We start from the raw sequence: 16498 nt of genomic DNA, 5'->3' as shown, positions 1-16498 counted from the left end.
TTTTTCGCAGGGCAATATGGGCTTTAGCTTTAAATCCGAGACATTTCAGGAATTAACCGAATACGCATTGAAAAAAGCCAAATCACTGGGGGCGACCGATTGCGCAGTCGACATCAGCGAAGCGGTGGGCCAGTCGGTCAGCGTGCGTATGGGTGAAATCGAAACCATTGAACACACGCGCGACAAAAGCTTCGGCGTCAGCGTTTTTAAAGGCAAAAAGCGGGGAAATGCTTCGTCTTCTGATTTCTCGCTGGAGGCCATTGATTCTGCCATTCGAGCCGCTTTGGACATTGCCAAATACACGGCCGCTGACAAATTTGCAGGTTTGCCTGATGAGGAAAATATTTCCAAAAGGCACCGCGACCTTGATTTGTATCACCCCTGGAATTTGAGCACCGCGAAAGCGGTTGAAAAAGCCCTGGCCATGGAGCAGGCTGCGTTTGATGTCAGCAAGCATATTCGAAATTCGGATGGCGCCAATGTGTCCACAGAGTCTGGCCACTTCTATGCGGCCAACAGCAAGGGCTTCAAGGGCGGTTATCCTTATTCACGTCACTCCTTGTCAGTGTCGCCCATTGCGCAGGCCAAGAAGTCAAAAGACAGCCCCATGCAGCGCGACTTCTGGTATTCCTCCGAGCGCAAAGCCAAAGACTTGGCCAAGCCTGCAAAAATTGGTGCCTATGCAGCACAGCGTGCCTTGGCTCGTTTGGGTTCCAAACCCATTACGACCCGCAATTGCCCAGTCATTTTTGAAGCCCCTATCGCGGCAAGCTTGGTCAGCCATTACGTGGGCGCAGTGTCGGGCTCTTCCTTGTACCGCAAAACCAGTTTCCTGCTTAATTCCTTGGGCAAGCCTGTTTGGGCTCCCCACATCACAATTAAGGAAGATCCGTTCATTGAAGGTGCACATGGCAGTTCACCGTTCGATGAAGAGGGCGTCAAAGTCAAAGCGCGCACAGTGGTGAAAAAAGGCGTGTGCAATGGTTACTTCCTTTCAAGCTATTCCGCGCGCAAATTGGGCATGGAAACCACGGGCAACGCTGGCGGCACGCACAACCTGATTCTCAGCTCCACCAAAACCGTTTCGGGCGGCCTGGATGCCTTGCTGAAAACTATGGGCACGGGCTTGTTGGTCACTGAGATGATGGGGCAGGGCGTGAATGGCGTTACCGGCGATTACTCACGCGGTGCATTTGGCTACTGGGTGGAGAACGGCATTATTGTTCACCCGGTTGAGGAAATTACAATTGCAGGCAATTTGAAAGACATGTTGGCCAATATTGTGGCTGTGGGCGACGACGCCTGTTGGCGCGGCAGCAAGCATGTTGGCAGTATTTTGATTGAATCAATGACCGTTGCAGGGAACTAAAAAGAAGGAGACTAAGCAATGGAACGTCGTTCCTTTCTCAAAAAGGCAGGTTTGGGAGCAGCCGCCACCGCAACAGCGGCATCGGGAACAGCCGCGTTTGCCGCCGATGGCCCCAGTGTTCGTTGGCGCCTCACCTCCAGTTTCCCCAAAAGCCTGGATGCGCTGTGGGGTGCTGCGCCCCATTTGGCCAAGCGGGTCTCTGAATTAACGGGTGGCAAGTTCGACATTCGCCCTTTTGCAGCCGGCGAAATTGTACCTGGCCTTCAGGTGCTGGATGCAGTGCAGCGTGGCACCGTAGAGTGTGGCCACACTGCTGGCTACTACTACGTGGGCAAAGATGCCACTTTCGCGTTTGAAGCAGGCCTGCCCTTTGGCTTAACCGCTCGCCAACAAAACGCCTGGCTTTATCACGGTGGTGGTTTGCAAATGACCCGTGAGTTTTTGAAAGATTACAACATCATCAATTTGCCGGGCGGTAACACCGGCACCCAAATGGGCGGATGGTGGCGCAAGGAAGTCAAAAACCTGAACGACCTGAAAGGGTTGAAAGTTCGAATTCCGGGCTTTGGCGGCAAAATTATGGCAGCCTTGGGTGCTGTACCCCAAACCATTGCCGGTGGTGACATTTACCCCGCCTTGGAAAAGGGCACCATTGATGCAGCCGAATGGGTTGGTCCTTATGACGATGAAAAACTTGGCTTTCAGAAAGTGGCCAAGTTTTACTATTACCCTGGGTTTTGGGAGCCTGGTCCTTCATTGAGCTTTTACATCAATCTGGATGCCTGGAACAAGCTTCCAAAAAATTATCAGTCAGCTTTGGAAGTGGCGGCAGCCGAAGTCAACATCACCATGACGGCAGAATACGATGCCAAGAATCCGGCTGCGCTGAATCGATTGATTCAATCGGGCGCCCAGCTTCGAATTTATCCACGCGATATTCTGGATGCGGCCTACAAGGAAGCTGAAAAGCTTTACGCAGACGAGTCTAAAAACAATCCGAAATTCAAGAAAATATTCACATCTTGGAATCGCTTCCGGAATGATCAAAACAACTGGTTCCGGGTTGCTGAAAACTCCATGGCCTCCTACATACCCAGATCGAAGTAAGTTTTTGACCTTCGTAATAGGGGTCAGATATAAAGAGCGGCTGACTGGCCGCTCTTTTTCGTTTAATGGAACCAAAAGCTAGGCACAAGTCACCCAACGCAGTGTCGCCCCTATCGGGGTTGTTCGCACTTCTTTTGGCTGTCGTAATGAATGGCAAGGGCTCTATTCACTTCTGAACGACAGTTTCTGACACTTGACTTGTATGGGACAAAATTATGTCGACTCCTAATCAGCTACGCGTATTTATTATTGACGATCACCCAATTATTGCCATGGCTTTGCGCGACATCATGAACTCGCGTTACTCCGATCTTGAGGTCAAGCTGTTCAGCCGTATCGGGCCAGCGTTAGAGCACAGTCGCTTCGAGCAGCCAGACCTTGTGCTTCTTGATTTGGGTCTCCCTGACATGGCACCAGAAAAGGTGCTTGAAACCGCGCTTGAAACTTTTGATTACAGCCGTACTCTTGTCATTTCAGGAAACGAAGAAATTCTCGGTGACATGGCTGATGAGTACCCGGAAACCGAATTCGTATCCAAGGGCATTACCCAAGACCGTGTGCTTAGCGTTTTGGACAGCATGGTTTTGCGTTTGCGTCGCAACAACTGGACTGATCAAATCAGTCAAAAAACCCAACATGCAAGTGGGTTTACTATTGGGCAGCGAATGGCCCGAATAACCGAGCGGCAAGTGTCCGTCTTATACCGCATTTCCAAAGGTGAATCCAATCACGAGATTGCCCAGAATTTGGGCCTTTCCCCGGAAACAGTTAAAACCCACGTTCGAAGTATCCTGGCGCGCCTGAATGCACGAAATCGTCTAGAGGCGGCCATGCTCTACCGCGCTTGGCAAGAACAAAAGACCGACGAGGTGTATTCCGATTAAGCTGCGCTCCATGAGACACATCAACCGGCTCAGTGCATGGGTACAGCAACACTACGATGCATGTTTGTTGGCTTCCCTGTGTTTGTTACCGTTGTCTTTTCAGTTGTTGGGATTGGACACCGGGGCTCAATCTCAGTTGGCCTATATCGCATTCATCAGCGGTTGTCTGCTCAATGCCAAGGTGTCTTGCAGGCGAGCTTTTCGGGTTCCTCCAACTGAAAAACTTTGGTTTCTGGTATTCGCTTCTGCGTTTGGTGGTTGGGTGTTGTCGCTGAATTGGCAGCATCTCAGTTTTGCTGTGTTGTGCTGGGTTTCGCCCTTTACCCTGTTGGCGGTTTTGCTGGAAAGACAGCACCGATACAGCATTGCAAAACAACGAATTCAAAACCGGCGAACTCAGCAGGCGAGGTGGCGCAATGCCAAACACGGGGTGCTCAGCGAATGGAAGGACAGGTTGCGTTGGTTGGCAGGTGTACAGCATGACATGCGCCAGCCACTGCACGCACTCGGTTTACTGGTGGGTCATCCCTCGCTGGATAGTTTCCATCAACACGCGGCATCCAATCAGGTGATTCGTCAAATGACCAGTTGCCAAAGGTGGCTTCATGATTTGGCAGAGAACATGCTGGAGGCCACCCGGCTCGAGTTGGGTGAGCAACGCGAAAAACGGATAGAGAGCATTTCCAGTACGGAACTTTGCAAATCACTTGAAGGGTGGATGGGGCAGTTGGCTGAGACCAAAGGGCTGACTTTCAATGTCGATGTCGAGGAATTCCTGATTCACACCGATGCCCGTCGGTTAAAGCGGGTCATGGGAAACCTGGTATTCAATGCAGTTGAACACACGCTTGAAGGCGGCGTGGCATTTTCTTATCGACGCCACGGCGGCATTCACAGGTTCACTGTCAAAGATTCAGGCCCAGGCCTTCAAGAAGACATCCTGCAGCATCAGGTGGCGAGGTACTCGACCTTCGGTAGCGACCTTCCTAAAACAGGCATAGGCTTGTACGTGGTAAAACGCCTTTGTCAGGAAATGGAATGGAACTTGTCGATGTGCAATGTCAAAGAGGGAGGCACGGTGTTTGTGCTGGAACTTGCCGATCGGATTTTAAACAAGGCTGAAGTTGTAGTCTTGAACTCCAAGAAAACTGGCTAGTTTTTTGTCCACGGGTGGAGTGACTTTCCAAGAATTGTCGTTTAGCAGGACACTATTCGCTAAAACTTGGAACAAATGGTTGTTGCTCGGCTGGATCATTGCCGCCTCCATAATTTTGGGTCGGCAGATTCAATTGTAATGGGCTGTCTTTGTATTTCACTTTTTCCTCCTGACTTACCAGTTGTGGGAATACAAAAATGAGCAGTACCATCAACATTTGCAAGGCAACAAACGGCAAAGAGCCTTTGTAAATTTCAAGTGTTTTGACCACCTTGGGAGTAACTGATTTCAGGTAGAACAGAGAGAATCCAAATGGTGGGGTGAGAAAAGAGGTTTGCATGTTCATGGCTATCATGACTCCGAACCACACCAAGTCTATGCCAAGTTTGTCGGCCACCGGCACAAGCAATGGAATCACGATAAACGCAATTTCAAAGAAATCCAGAAAAAAGCCCAGTACAAAAATCAGAATTTGTACTGCGATCAGAAATCCCAGTTCACCGCCTGGCAAATCGCCCATCAGATGCTCTACCCACAGATCGCCTTCTACGGCCCGGAAGGTCAGACCAAACACGGTAGAGCCAATCAAGATGAACAATACAAAGCAGGAAAGTTTGGTGGTGGAATCGATCGATTGTTTCAGTAAATCCAAATTCAACCTTTTCTTGGAGGCTGCAATCATCAAAGCGCCTACCGCGCCCATGGCACCGCCCTCAGTGGGCGTAGCAATACCCAGAAAAATGGTACCAAGCACCAGAAAGACCAAGGCCAATGGCGGCATTAAAACAAAAATCACCGCCTTGAGTATTAGTAAACTTGAGTTGCCTTGGCCCAGATAACAGGCCTCCGGAGGCAAAGCGGGTAGGGCGTTTTTTTGCAACCGGGTGATTACAAACACATAGCCGATGTACATAGACACCAGCAACAGTGAAGGAATGAGTGCCCCTTGGTACATGGCTCCCACTGAAACCCCCAGTTGATCGGCCATGACAATTAAAACCAGCGATGGTGGAATAATTTGGGCCAGAGTTCCGGAGGCGGCAATGACACCTGTGGACACAGATTGGCTGTAGCCGTATTTAAGCATGATGGGCAAAGAGATTAGCCCCATGGATATGACCGAGGCCGCTACTACGCCTGTCGTGGCGGCCAATAAAGCGCCGACCAACACTACCGCATAAGCCAAACCGCCTCGCACCTTGCCAAACAATTGGCCAATGGTTTCAAGCAGGTCTTCGGCCATTCCGCTGCGTTCGAGCACCAAGCCCATGAAAGTGAAAAACGGAATGGCGAGCAGGGTGTCGTTGCTCATGATTCCGAATATTCGATCCGGAAGCGCCTGCAGCAAGGCGACGTTCATTAAGCCTTGCTCAATGGCAATGTAGCCAAACAAAAGACCGTTTGCAGCCAAGGCGAATGCGACCGGAAAACCGCTGATCATGAACAGCAACAACACAGCGAACATGAGGGGGGCCAACCATTCGACCGGAATTACTGGCATGGTGTGGGGTGCCCTTGAAGTACGGCGATTTTTTTAATGATCTCGGAACACACTTGCAAACCAAGCAACGCGAAACCCACGACTATTAATGCCTTGGCAGGCCAGCGAATCAATCCACCAGGATCAGCGGAGTATTCATTGATTCGAAACGATTCGTAGGCGAAGTCCCAACCTGAAACAAGAACGAAACCAATTAAAGGCAAGGTGAAGAGCACATGCCCCAGAATGTCGACCCATGCACGAGTCGATTCGGAAAACCGATTGGAAAGCACATCGATTCGCACATGGGCATTTTGTTGGAGGGTGTAAGCGGCACCCAACAAAAACACGGCGCCGAACAAATACCACTGAATTTCAAGTAAACCATTGCTGCTGGTGTCAAACACTTTGCGGACCACTGCGTTGTAGGCCGACACCAGGGTGGTGAGCAGTATGAACCAACCTACTGTCAGCCCAAGCCAGGTGTTTAAGCGATCAATGCCGCATGAAATGACCAGCAGCCCCTTCAATTCTACAAACCCAGGCGCTTGCGGGTTTCGGCTGCAGCAGCCTTCACCTGCTCGGGGTTGGTGCCACCCACGTGGTTACGAGCCTGTAGCGAGCCTTCCAAGGTAAGCACAGCGCACAGTTCTTGGTTCACCAAGTCGTCGCTGTAACCCAGCTCGGTTAATTTGAGCGCCTCTTGCAGTTGTGCCACGGAAAGCGCCTCAAGACCACATTGCTGGGTATCGCAGTAGCGCACTGCGCGGGCAACAGCCTCGTGTGCATCACGGAATGGCATGCCGCGCTTGACCAAGGCATCAGCCAAGTCGGTTGCAGTTGCATAGCCTTCCAGGGTAGCAGCGCGCATATTGTCGGCTTTTACTTGAATGCCTTCGACCATTTCGGCAAAAATGGTAAGTGTGTCGACCACTGTATCAACCGTGTCGAACAGGGGTTCTTTGTCTTCCTGATTGTCTTTGTTGTAAGCCAACGGCTGTCCTTTCATCAAGGTCAGTAGGCCCATCAAGTGCCCGTAAACGCGGCCGGTTTTACCGCGTGCCAGTTCGGGTACATCCGGGTTTTTCTTTTGCGGCATGATGGACGAACCTGTGCAGAAACGATCGGGCAGATCGATGAATGCATAACGTTGGCTCATCCAGATAATCAATTCTTCAGACAGGCGTGACACGTGCATCATCAAAATACTGCTGGCCGAACAAAACTCAATTGCAAAGTCACGGTCGGAAACGGAGTCAAGGCTGTTGCGAGTTGGCGCATCAAATTCAAGCAGTTCAGACGTGCGATTGCGATTGATCGGGAACGTGGTCCCCGCTAGCGCGGCAGCGCCCAATGGCAGTCTGTTAATTCGCTTGCGGCAATCGTGCATGCGCTCCAGGTCGCGTTCAAACATTTCTGCATAAGCCAGCAAGTGGTGCCCGAAAGTAACAGGTTGGGCCACCTGCAAGTGGGTAAAGCCAGGCATCACAGTATCGTGGTTGCGTTCTGCCACCGTGATCAGTGCATTGATAAGTGCCTTCAGCAATCCCTGAATGCGATCTACCTCGTGACGCAAAAACAGGCGAATGTCCGTGGCCACCTGGTCGTTGCGAGAGCGGCCTGTGTGGAGGCGTTTGCCTGCATCTCCCACCAATTCAGTGAGCCTGCGTTCAATATTCAAGTGCACGTCTTCAAGATCCAGCTGCCAAGTAAACTGACCCGCCTTGATTTCATCCAGAATTTGCGACATGCCGCTTTGTATTGCCTGAAGATCGGATGCAGTGATCACGCCTGACTCTGACAACATCGTGGCATGGGCCAATGAGCCTTGAATGTCGAACTCGGCCAGTCGTTTGTCAAAAAACACAGATGCCGTGTAGCGCTTGACCAGCTCGGACATGGGTTCGTTGAATCGGGCTGACCATGCTTCCTGTTTTTTGGACCATTGGTTCGACATGGGTAATCCTTTATGCACTTTGGAACAGGGCCTAATTATAAGGGTTTGCCGTGCTAGACTTTCGGCATGAACGCCTTCTCACGGCCTTGCTGTAGGGAATTGATTGAAATTTATCCACTGAATCGCGACAGGCTGTGTCGCCACACCGAATGAAAATAAGAATTGCATCAAGGGAAAGTCGCCTGGCCATGTGGCAGGCCGAACATGTTCGAGACCTGCTATTGGCTTTGCCAGGGGTGTCTGGCGTTGAAATTGTGGGAATGACCACCAAGGGAGACCAAATTTTGGATCGCTCTCTGGCGAAAATTGGCGGAAAAGGACTTTTTATCAAAGAGTTAGAGTATGCCTTGCTTGAGGGTAGGGCCGACTTGGCCGTGCATTCCGGAAAAGATATTCCCATGGACGTGGACCCGGAGTTTCAGCTCTTGGGCTTCATGACTCGCGAAGACCCACACGATGCTTTTGTTTCCAACGACTATGCCAGCCTTGCTGACTTGCCCGCTGGTGCTGTGGTTGGAAGCTCTAGCTTGCGCAGGCAGGCGCAAGTATTGGCGCGCTATCCACATTTGAAAGTTGAGCCTTTGCGCGGCAACCTTGATACGCGATTGGGTAAACTGGACTCCGGCCAGTATCAGGCCATCGTATTGGCTGCTGCAGGTTTGAAACGCCTTGGCTTGCACTCCCGTATTCGGAATGTGATTGAATCAACCGATATGCTGCCAGCAGTGGGTCAAGGTGCTTTGGGTCTGGAAATTCGCGCCGGTGATTCGCAATTGGCCGAACTGGTAAAGCCTCTGATAGACCCGGTATGTACCGCTTTGGTGAGCGCAGAGCGTTCTGTATCCAAAGCGCTCGGTGGCAGTTGTCAGGTGCCAATTGCTGGCTACGCAACCTTGAACGATGCACAAACTTTCACTTTGCGAGGCTTGGTGGCCAGTCCGGACGGCAAAGCGGTGATCGAGAAAAGTGCGCAAGCAAGCCTGCAAGACTGGGAGACTGCTGCCAACCGTGTTATCGAAGGTTTGCTGCAAGAAGGTGCGCAGGCGCTAATCGAATCGGCAGTTCAACAATTTAAAGGATAACTCGCGGACATGGCTCACACTTTGGTCGTATGCAAACCCAAGTTGCCCGATCAGTATCTGACTCAACGCGTTGATTTAAAGCGTCAGCTTGATCAAATGCATTCGGGTCATGTGATGTATTTTCCAGTGTTTGAATTGGTACCCGATTTGGCATCCCTCCTGACCATTCGGCCCTGGCTGGAAACCACCACCGACAAACCTAATCATTTAATTGTTTTTGTAAGTCCCTCAGTGTTGGAAATTGCAGTGACCAACCTTGGTCAATGGCCGGCAAATGTTTACTGTGGGGTGATGGGGCGTCAAAGTGCCAAGTTGGCCATTGATCTGGGCATCCCCAAAGACAACATTATTGCCCCCACGGGTGAAAACGATCATGAAACCGAGGACTCTGACGGATTGGCCCGTTTGCTTGCGACGCATTTTGAGGCGGGCAGCTGTCGGGTGATGGTGTGCAAAGGCCCGAGGGGGCGTGTTGAATTTCCCAAGAAACTCGTGGAAATGCAGCACGATGTGACGGTGCTTGAGTGCTATGACCGCAAGGTGATTGAACAAAGCGACACCCAGTGTGAGGCTCTTTTCGCCCGAACGTCTGAGGCGGTACTCTGGATTACTAGTAGCGAGACTATAGAGGCACTTGATTCGCAATTGGCACGCAAGTCTGAGTCAAGACTGAAAACTTTAAAAGAAACCGCCACCGTATTGACCACACACCCCCGCATTACTGCCAAATGCAGGGAATTGGGATATGCCCATGTTGTGCAGATAGCAACAGGGATACAATCGGTAAATTCATGGCTGAAATCCAACAAGAAAAGCATGGAAAACAACAATCAAACCAGCACTGCCACGCCTGCCACCAACCCTCAGTCGGTTGCGACAGCCCAATCCCGACCCAGTTTTTCAAACACCGCTCAGCCCAGTGGACAATGGTTGGGTAAAGCTGCGTTTTTCATCTCGGTAGTCAGCTTTGTACTTATTTTGTTGATTGCATTTGCCGGCAAAAACCAGATCGAAAAAACGCGTATGGCTTTTGGTGAGCGGATTCAAAAAGAGTCGACCACACTTGATTTGGTGAAGGAAGAAATTAACAAATCGAGCGATTTAGCCAAAGATCTGAAAACCCGATTTGACCTTTTGGAGCTCGCCCAGAAAGAGGAGGCCAGCCAACGCGCAAGTCTGGAGGAGGTCTACAACAGCTTGTTGGCCAGTCGAACTGAGGTGTCGCTCAGTGAAGTGGAACAGTTGATATCAATCGCAAAACGCCAGTTGTACTTGTTGGGAAATGTGAAAGGGGCATCGATTGCTTTGTCCCAGGCCATCGATTTGCTGGAGGGCACCGAGAAACCGTCGTTATTGAACCTGCGCACGGCCTTGGAAAAGGACTTGACTGAAATCAAGGCCTTGCCCAGCGACGATTTGCTCAGGCTGGCGATTTCTCTTGATTCAGTGGTCAACTCTGTGGAAAGTTTACCCATGCTTTCAAGCGTGCAGGCTACAACCGACCAAACACTGGCCCAGCTGACCGAAGAAGAGGCACCCGAGGCTTCAACTGAAACAAACACGCCTGCCGTGATAGACACGCAAACCCAACAAGGGTTTGAGAAAGTCTGGACTTCCGTCAAAAAAGTAGCCCAAACAGTTTGGTACGACATCAAGTCGCTGATCGAAGTAACAAAAGTAGACAGCCCTGAGGTATTGATGTTGTCTAGCCGGCAGGAAACTGATTTGCGCAACACTCTGCGCTTGTCCTTGTTGAATGCGCGAATTTCTCTTCTGTCGCGTCAGGCCACCTTGCTGAAATCTGATCTTGAGCGATCCAGCAATTTGTTGAATACCTACTTTGACAGCAAATCCATTCAAGTGCAGCGTGCCCAAACGGTGCTTGCTGAAATTGGGGAAGTGCAACTTGATTTGGTGTTGCCAGAACTGCAGGCCACCTCTGCAGCACTTAGACTGGCAGTAGCGGGGCAGCAGGGGGAGCGCCAATGAAGCAACTGCTTGGTTTGTTGCTGGTTGTCGTGGTGGCTGTAGCGGTCACCTTGATGGCGCAAGGCAACGCTTCAAAGGTACTGATCTTTTTTGGTCAATACCGAATCGATATGTCGCTTAACTTTGCGGTAGCTGCAATTTTGCTGCTATTTCTGGTGCTGTACGTCATGATGCGCGCTTGGCGTGCGTCCAGTCAGCTTCCCGGAAAATTCAAAGAGTATTGGATGAACCGCAAGCAAAATGCATTGTTGCGAGCCAATACCCAGGGGTTGATCGCTTTGATCACAGGCGACGAACAAGGCGCCCACAAGGCCCTGAACCAAGCTAGCAAAACCGGAATTGAAACCGATTTGAGTTACTTGATCCGCGCCATGTCTGCCATGCAGGCCGATCGCTATGATGTGGCGGAAGAAATACTGAATCAGGAAAAGGCCAAGGTGGGTGAGCATTCGCATGCGCTTGTCGTGTTGCGGGGCAAAGTGGCTTTGTCTAAACAAGACTTTTCAGGTGCCTTGGGCATGCTGGAAGCCATGGACCCCTTGGCTGCAAAACTACCGCAGGTTCAGCGATTGCGAATGCTAGCCTTGATGGGCTTGGGGCGTTGGCAAGATGCACTGGTGCAATACCGGGCTTGTGTGGCTGTTTCTGCGCTGACCAATGGCGAGAAGAATGAAGCATTGATGCGCATTTACGCAGGCTTGGGAGAAAACGCAGGCCAAGACGCGTCAAAAATGCAAGAAGTGTTGTCCAACGCCAAGCCAGTTGAGCTTGAGAATGTTGGTGTACTGCGCATGCTGGCCACCGGCCTTCTGAGAACTGGCTTGATCACAGCCGCCCGCACCTTGCTGGAAACGGCTTTGAACCAAAACTACAACAAGGATTTGTTGCCGGTATATCACCAGGTTTCAGTTCTTGAGCCACGTGAAGCCCTGCCCAATGTAGAGCGTCTGCTAGCGCAGCACCCCGCAGATCTCCGTTTGCTGGAGCTGGCTGCGGATGTTTGCGAGCGCGAGCAATTGTGGGGCAAAGCCATATCACGATTTGAAGCAGTGTATGCAAAACAACCTTCTGCGCATGTGGCTGGGAAGCTGGAGCGCCTGTACGAGGCGGCCAATCAGGGTGAACGTGCCAAAGCCTGGCGCGAGAAATTGAACAATCACCTTCAGAACGACCGTCAGCTTGCTTAAAGCAATATTCGATACAATACGACCAAATTTTATTTTAAGGATTAATCAGCATGGGCTACGAAAGCATTTCCCCCGGTAAGGACCTTCCAAACGATGTAAACGTGATTATCGAGATCGCAGCAAACTCGGATCCTGTGAAGTACGAAATTGACAAGGAAAGCGGTGCCTTGTTTGTGGACCGTTTCGTCGGTACATCCATGCAATACCCTTGTAATTACGGCTACATTCCCCAAACCCTGGCAGCCGATGGCGACCCCGTGGATGTATTGGTTATGACCCCCTATCCATTGCAGCCTGGTTGCGTGGTACGTGTGCGCCCAATCGGCATGTTGAAGATGACCGACGAATCAGGCGGTGATGCAAAGTTGCTGGGTGTTCCCGTTGAAAAGCTGTTACCACAATACAAACACTATCAAAGCATTTCTGATGTGCCCCAAGAATTTCTGGCACGCATTCAGCACTTCTTTGAACACTACAAAGACCTTGAAAAGGGCAAGTGGGTAAAAATCGAAGGTTGGGGCGACATGACCGACGTTGAAAAAGAAATTCGTGACGGCGTGGCCAACTACAAAGGTTGAGCACACGTTTCAAGCGCAATGAAAAGCCAACCTGCGAGTTGGCTTTTTTTATAGCGCTCCTGAACCGCTTTCCCGAAACGCAGTGTGTTCGCTTAACTCAACTGCATATGCGTCTAGATGCGCCTTTTCGCGCCGCAGAAAATTTTCAATCGGTAGCTTGAAGTCATTGTCATGCACATAGTGCGCACTCACCATGGTTTGCGGGTTCAGCCCTCGCGCCATTTTATGTTCACCTTGTGCGCCACCTTCAAACCAGTCAATACCTTGCTCTATGGCAAATTCAATGGCTTGGTAATAGCACAACTCGAAATGCAGGCAGGGCAGGTTTTCAATACAGCCCCAATAGCGGCCATACAAACGTTCTTCGCTGTACAGAAAAAATGAGCTGGCAACAGGCTGACCATGCAGGCTGGCCTGCACCAGCAACACCTGTTCACCCATGGTTTCACAAATTTGCTTGAAGAACTCAAGATTCAGATACGGGCTGGAAAAGTGTTCCATGTAGGTGCGGGAATAGCACTGATAGAAAAATTCCATTTCAGTCTCGTTGACTTGCGAGCCGTGAATTCGGCGAATCTCCAGGCCTTCCATGTTTGCTTTTCGGCGTTCGGCGCGAATATTTTTTCTTTTTTTCTGATTGAGACTTTCTAGAAACTCATCGAAATCATGGAATGTTTCGCCGGTCGATGGATTTTTGTTGTGCCAGTGGAATTGCACCACATGCCGGCTGCTGTTGTTCAAACTGGTTGCTTCACCCAACAGCAGTTGTTGATCTTGTTGGGTCAAGAACAAGGCATGCAAGGTTGAGATTTGCGTGCCCAGCAGTTCAGTGCTTTCGGCAGCCTGCCAGGTAAGCTGTGCAAGCCCTTGAGCCAGCGCACGGCCGGCCTCCGGTGTTGCATGCAGTACTTTGGGAGCCAATACCGGGGTAAAAGGTATGGCACACAGCACTGGGGTAATAGCGCTGGCCACTGCGTTCATAGGCTGCGCCCAGGCCCAGTCAAACACATACTCGCCATACGAATGCGACTTCAAATACAAAGGCATGGCTGCCAAAAGCTCGCCAGCTTCTGCATGGATGGTCAAATGCAGCGGCCCCCAGCCGGTTTCAGCTGTGGCACTGCCGCTGGCCTCTAAGGCCAACAGGTATTCATGACGTAGGGCGGGGTGAAGCACACCACCATTGCATTTGCACACAAGTGAATTCCATTCAGCTTGTGCGATCTCGCCAATGGATTGGCAAATCTGCATGCGATAATTCATAAAGGCGACAACTACTATGCAGGTACCCAGTGAGTTTATCCCGAGTCCGATTGGCCATTGCGCAGTTAAACCTGACTGTGGGCGATTTAAAAGGCAATTGCGCGAAAATTCTTGAATACGCGCACAAAGCCGCCGCACAAGGCGTACGAATTCTTCTTACCCCCGAGCTTTCCATCACTGGTTACCCTCCTGAAGACTTGCTTTTGCGTCCTTCGTTTCAGCGTCAAACAGACACGGCTTTCGAGCACCTGCGCCAGGAACTTGCAGCGCTTGATTTGTATGTCGTGGTAGGTCACCCTGTAAGTCGCGAAGGCGAGCTGTTCAATGCAGCCTCTGTGCTTTACAAGGGCCAAGTTGTGGGCATGTACCACAAGCACGATTTGCCCAACCGTGAAGTATTCGATGAGCAACGCTATTTCACCCCCGACAATCGCCCCTTGGTGTTTGAAGTGGATGGCATTCGTTTCGGTTTGAATATTTGTGAGGACACCTGGAATCGCTACGCACCCGAGGCCGCGGCGGCAGCGGGCGCTGAAGTGCTGCTGGTGCCCAATGCTTCGCCTTACCACATGGGTAAACAAACCATTCGCCAATCGATGGTGGCCAAGCGTGTTCAGGAAACCGGCATGGCGATTGTGTACGCCAACATGCTGGGTGGGCAAGACGAACTGGTCTTCGATGGTGCCTCATTTGCCATGGATGGCAAGCAGCATGTGGCCATGCGCCTGCCGCAATTCCAAGAGGCTTTGGCCATGCTGGATGCTGTGGCCCGCCCCGGCGAGCCCATTGTGCTGGAGGCCCATCAGCCCTGCGTGCCTGAACTTGAGTTGACTGCGCAAGTGTATGAAGCCCTGAAAATGGGGGTGCACGATTACGTGACCAAGAACCGTTTTCCCGGGGCGATTATTGGTTTGTCTGGCGGCGTTGATTCTGCAATTACTTTGGCCATTGCAGTGGATGCGCTGGGTGCCGACAAAGTGCGCGCAGTGATGATGCCTTCACCCTACACGGCTGATATATCGCTGGATGATTCGCGAGACATGGTCAGGCGCCTTGGCATTCAGTACGACGAAATATCCATTCAAGACTGCATGAATGCATTCGATTCAAGCCTTGCCCCCTTGTTCAAGGGGCTGGCCGCTGACACCACTGAGGAAAACCTGCAGGCACGTATTCGCGGCACCATGCTCATGGCGATATCCAACAAAACCGGGCGCATTGTACTAACCACTGGTAACAAAAGCGAGATGGCTACCGGCTATTGCACCTTGTATGGCGACATGGCGGGTGGATTTGCGGTGATCAAGGACATTTTCAAAACGCTGGTTTATCAGCTGTGCGAATACCGCAACAGCCTTTCCGAGGTAATCCCGACCCGAATCATTACCCGCCCACCTTCGGCCGAGTTGCGACCCGACCAAGTCGACCAAGACAGCCTGCCCCCCTATGATGTACTCGACGCAATTCTTGCGCGGTATATGGAAAAAGACGAATCAGTTGAAAACATCGTTGCGAGTGGCTTTCAGAAAGAAGATGTGTTCAAGGCTGTTAAACTGCTTCGTATCAACGAATACAAAAGAAGACAGGCGCCCGTGGGTATTCGGGTCACGCACCGAGCATTTGGTCGTGACTGGCGCTATCCCATAACATCAAAATTCAACGATCTAGAAGGATTCCAAGAATGAAACTGGTCAGCGCAATTATCAAGCCATTCAAACTGGATGAAGTACGTGAAGCATTGTCTGAAGTGGGTGTCACCGGCCTCACCGTCACTGAGGTGAAAGGTTTTGGACGTCAGCGTGGTCACACTGAGTTGTACCGTGGTGCCGAGTACGTGGTCGATTTCTTGCCCAAGGTGAAAATTGAGCTGGTGATTGAAGACAAGCTGGTCGACCAAGCCATTGATGCAATTCAGAATGCTGCACGCACCAACAAAATTGGCGACGGTAAAATTTTCGTGACTGATGTTGAGCGCGTAATCCGCATTCGCACCGGTGAACAAGGCGAAGCAGCCATTTAATGAAAAAAGCCCAAGCTGTTCACTTGGGCTTTTTCTACAGCGCCTGTGTTAACTCCACGTTAGCTCAAGTGGCTGTGAATGATTTCCGCAAAAGTGGGTGCCAAGGGCTCTGGTAAATCATGGCCCAGTCCCTTAATCAGATGAAGCCTTGAATCGGGAACGAGCTTGGCGATTCGTTCCGAGCAAGCCTTCTTCAAAAGTGGGTCATCAAGCCCATGAATCACGCAAGTGGGCACTCTGATTTCCCGTGTGTAATCTTCGATCGAACCTGTGGCCACCACGCAATGGGTTTGCCGCAGCACACCTGCCGGTTTGTAGGCTCGGTTGTATGATTTCCGGGCCCGCTCCCTCAGCTTCAGTGGGTCGGGCGGATAGCCAGGGCTTCCAATCGCAGTAAACACCCGTTCCACATGCGCCACCACATCG

15 protein-coding genes are annotated in these 16498 nt (G+C 51.1%); 10 read left to right on the top strand and 5 right to left on the bottom strand.

All coding sequences use genetic code 11. The annotated features are described in order from the left end of the window. Nucleotides 1-16 precede the first annotated feature (16 nt). The 4 genes from pmbA (at nucleotide 17) to LMED105_RS14870 (ending at nucleotide 4516) form a co-directional block, all read left to right on the top strand. The gene (gene pmbA, locus LMED105_RS14885) at nucleotides 17-1369 is read left to right on the top strand and encodes a metalloprotease PmbA (RefSeq protein ID WP_008252880.1); all 1353 of its coding nucleotides are present in this window, start codon (nucleotides 17-19) and stop codon (nucleotides 1367-1369) included. Between the two features lie 18 nt (nucleotides 1370-1387). Further along, nucleotides 1388-2476, top strand: a complete 1089-nt coding sequence (locus LMED105_RS14880) for a TRAP transporter substrate-binding protein (RefSeq protein ID WP_008252879.1) — start codon at nucleotides 1388-1390, stop codon at nucleotides 2474-2476. 215 nt (nucleotides 2477-2691) lie between these two features. Further along, on the top strand, nucleotides 2692-3360 hold the full coding sequence (locus LMED105_RS14875; RefSeq protein WP_083797226.1) for a response regulator transcription factor: 669 nt from the start codon (nucleotides 2692-2694) through the stop codon (nucleotides 3358-3360). Nucleotides 3361-3370: 10 nt separating this feature from the next. After that, a complete protein-coding gene (locus LMED105_RS14870; RefSeq protein ID WP_008252874.1) occupies nucleotides 3371-4516 on the top strand; it encodes a HAMP domain-containing sensor histidine kinase in 1146 nt (381 codons plus the stop codon). 52 nt (nucleotides 4517-4568) lie between these two features. On the opposite strand, the gene LMED105_RS14865 is transcribed toward LMED105_RS14870, so the two are convergent. Genes LMED105_RS14865 through argH form a run of 3 tightly spaced genes read right to left on the bottom strand, consistent with a single transcriptional unit; the run spans nucleotide 4569 to nucleotide 7953 of the window. After that, entirely contained in the window at nucleotides 4569-6017 is a 1449-nt protein-coding gene (locus tag LMED105_RS14865) for a TRAP transporter large permease subunit (RefSeq protein ID WP_008252872.1), read from the bottom strand. Next, entirely contained in the window at nucleotides 6008-6526 is a 519-nt protein-coding gene (locus tag LMED105_RS14860) for a TRAP transporter small permease subunit (RefSeq protein WP_008252870.1), read from the bottom strand. The genes LMED105_RS14865 and LMED105_RS14860 overlap by 10 nt, the downstream gene beginning before the upstream one ends. Before the next feature lie 2 nt (nucleotides 6527-6528). Beyond that, entirely contained in the window at nucleotides 6529-7953 is a 1425-nt protein-coding gene (gene argH, locus LMED105_RS14855; RefSeq protein ID WP_008252869.1) for an argininosuccinate lyase, read from the bottom strand. 149 nt (nucleotides 7954-8102) lie between these two features. Here argH and hemC point away from each other — a divergent pair, with 149 nt between their 5' ends. Genes hemC through ppa form a run of 4 tightly spaced genes read left to right on the top strand, consistent with a single transcriptional unit; the run spans nucleotide 8103 to nucleotide 12789 of the window. Beyond that, nucleotides 8103-9035: a hydroxymethylbilane synthase gene (gene hemC / locus LMED105_RS14850; RefSeq protein WP_008252868.1), complete on the top strand. Its 933-nt coding sequence runs from the start codon at nucleotides 8103-8105 to the stop codon at nucleotides 9033-9035. 9 nt (nucleotides 9036-9044) lie between these two features. Continuing rightward, entirely contained in the window at nucleotides 9045-11024 is a 1980-nt protein-coding gene (locus LMED105_RS14845; protein ID WP_008252867.1) for a uroporphyrinogen-III C-methyltransferase, read from the top strand. Continuing rightward, nucleotides 11021-12211 carry a heme biosynthesis HemY N-terminal domain-containing protein gene (locus LMED105_RS14840; protein ID WP_008252866.1) on the top strand — a complete coding sequence of 397 codons (1191 nt, stop codon included), beginning with the start codon at nucleotides 11021-11023 and terminating at the stop codon, nucleotides 12209-12211. The genes LMED105_RS14845 and LMED105_RS14840 overlap by 4 nt, the downstream gene beginning before the upstream one ends. A 50-nt stretch (nucleotides 12212-12261) precedes the next feature. Then, a complete protein-coding gene (ppa, locus tag LMED105_RS14835; RefSeq protein ID WP_008252865.1) occupies nucleotides 12262-12789 on the top strand; it encodes an inorganic diphosphatase in 528 nt (175 codons plus the stop codon). Nucleotides 12790-12837: 48 nt separating this feature from the next. Here ppa and LMED105_RS14830 read toward each other — a convergent pair whose 3' ends face one another. Further along, nucleotides 12838-14040 (bottom strand): GNAT family N-acetyltransferase, encoded by a 1203-nt coding sequence (locus LMED105_RS14830; protein WP_050771261.1) that lies wholly within the window; start codon nucleotides 14038-14040, stop codon nucleotides 12838-12840. Nucleotides 14041-14081: 41 nt separating this feature from the next. Between LMED105_RS14830 and LMED105_RS14825 the strand changes: the two genes are divergently transcribed. After that, complete coding sequence (locus LMED105_RS14825) at nucleotides 14082-15737, top strand: NAD+ synthase (protein ID WP_040513694.1); 1656 nt, start codon at nucleotides 14082-14084, stop codon at nucleotides 15735-15737. Further along, nucleotides 15734-16072, top strand: a complete 339-nt coding sequence (locus LMED105_RS14820) for a P-II family nitrogen regulator (protein ID WP_008252857.1) — start codon at nucleotides 15734-15736, stop codon at nucleotides 16070-16072. The genes LMED105_RS14825 and LMED105_RS14820 overlap by 4 nt, the downstream gene beginning before the upstream one ends. A gap of 59 nt (nucleotides 16073-16131) precedes the next feature. On the opposite strand, the gene LMED105_RS16950 is transcribed toward LMED105_RS14820, so the two are convergent. After that, nucleotides 16132-16498, bottom strand: a 367-nt coding sequence (locus LMED105_RS16950) for an alpha/beta fold hydrolase (RefSeq protein ID WP_008252856.1), incomplete at its 5' end; no start/stop codon positions are given.

Origin of the sequence: Limnobacter sp. MED105 (assembly GCF_000170915.1) — a bacterium.
Classification (GTDB): Bacteria; Pseudomonadota; Gammaproteobacteria; order Burkholderiales; family Burkholderiaceae_B; genus Limnobacter.
This window is presented reverse-complemented; position numbering and strand designations above follow the sequence as displayed.

Excerpts from the sequence above, each read along its gene's own strand:
- ppa (WP_008252865.1), top strand. The coding sequence starts at position 12,262 with ATGGGCTACGAAAGCATTTCCCCCGGTAAGGACCTTCCAAACGATGTA.
- LMED105_RS14840 (WP_008252866.1), top strand. The coding sequence starts at position 11,021 with ATGAAGCAACTGCTTGGTTTGTTGCTGGTTGTCGTGGTGGCTGTAGCG.
- LMED105_RS14865 (WP_008252872.1), bottom strand. The coding sequence starts at position 6,017 with ATGCCAGTAATTCCGGTCGAATGGTTGGCCCCCCTCATGTTCGCTGTG.
- LMED105_RS14870 (WP_008252874.1), top strand. The coding sequence starts at position 3,371 with ATGAGACACATCAACCGGCTCAGTGCATGGGTACAGCAACACTACGAT.
- LMED105_RS14845 (WP_008252867.1), top strand. The coding sequence starts at position 9,045 with ATGGCTCACACTTTGGTCGTATGCAAACCCAAGTTGCCCGATCAGTAT.
- hemC (WP_008252868.1), top strand. The coding sequence starts at position 8,103 with ATGAAAATAAGAATTGCATCAAGGGAAAGTCGCCTGGCCATGTGGCAG.
- argH (WP_008252869.1), bottom strand. The coding sequence starts at position 7,953 with ATGTCGAACCAATGGTCCAAAAAACAGGAAGCATGGTCAGCCCGATTC.
- pmbA (WP_008252880.1), top strand. The coding sequence starts at position 17 with ATGGGCTTTAGCTTTAAATCCGAGACATTTCAGGAATTAACCGAATAC.
- LMED105_RS14880 (WP_008252879.1), top strand. The coding sequence starts at position 1,388 with ATGGAACGTCGTTCCTTTCTCAAAAAGGCAGGTTTGGGAGCAGCCGCC.
- LMED105_RS14875 (WP_083797226.1), top strand. The coding sequence starts at position 2,692 with ATGTCGACTCCTAATCAGCTACGCGTATTTATTATTGACGATCACCCA.
- LMED105_RS14820 (WP_008252857.1), top strand. The coding sequence starts at position 15,734 with ATGAAACTGGTCAGCGCAATTATCAAGCCATTCAAACTGGATGAAGTA.
- LMED105_RS14830 (WP_050771261.1), bottom strand. The coding sequence starts at position 14,040 with ATGCAGATTTGCCAATCCATTGGCGAGATCGCACAAGCTGAATGGAAT.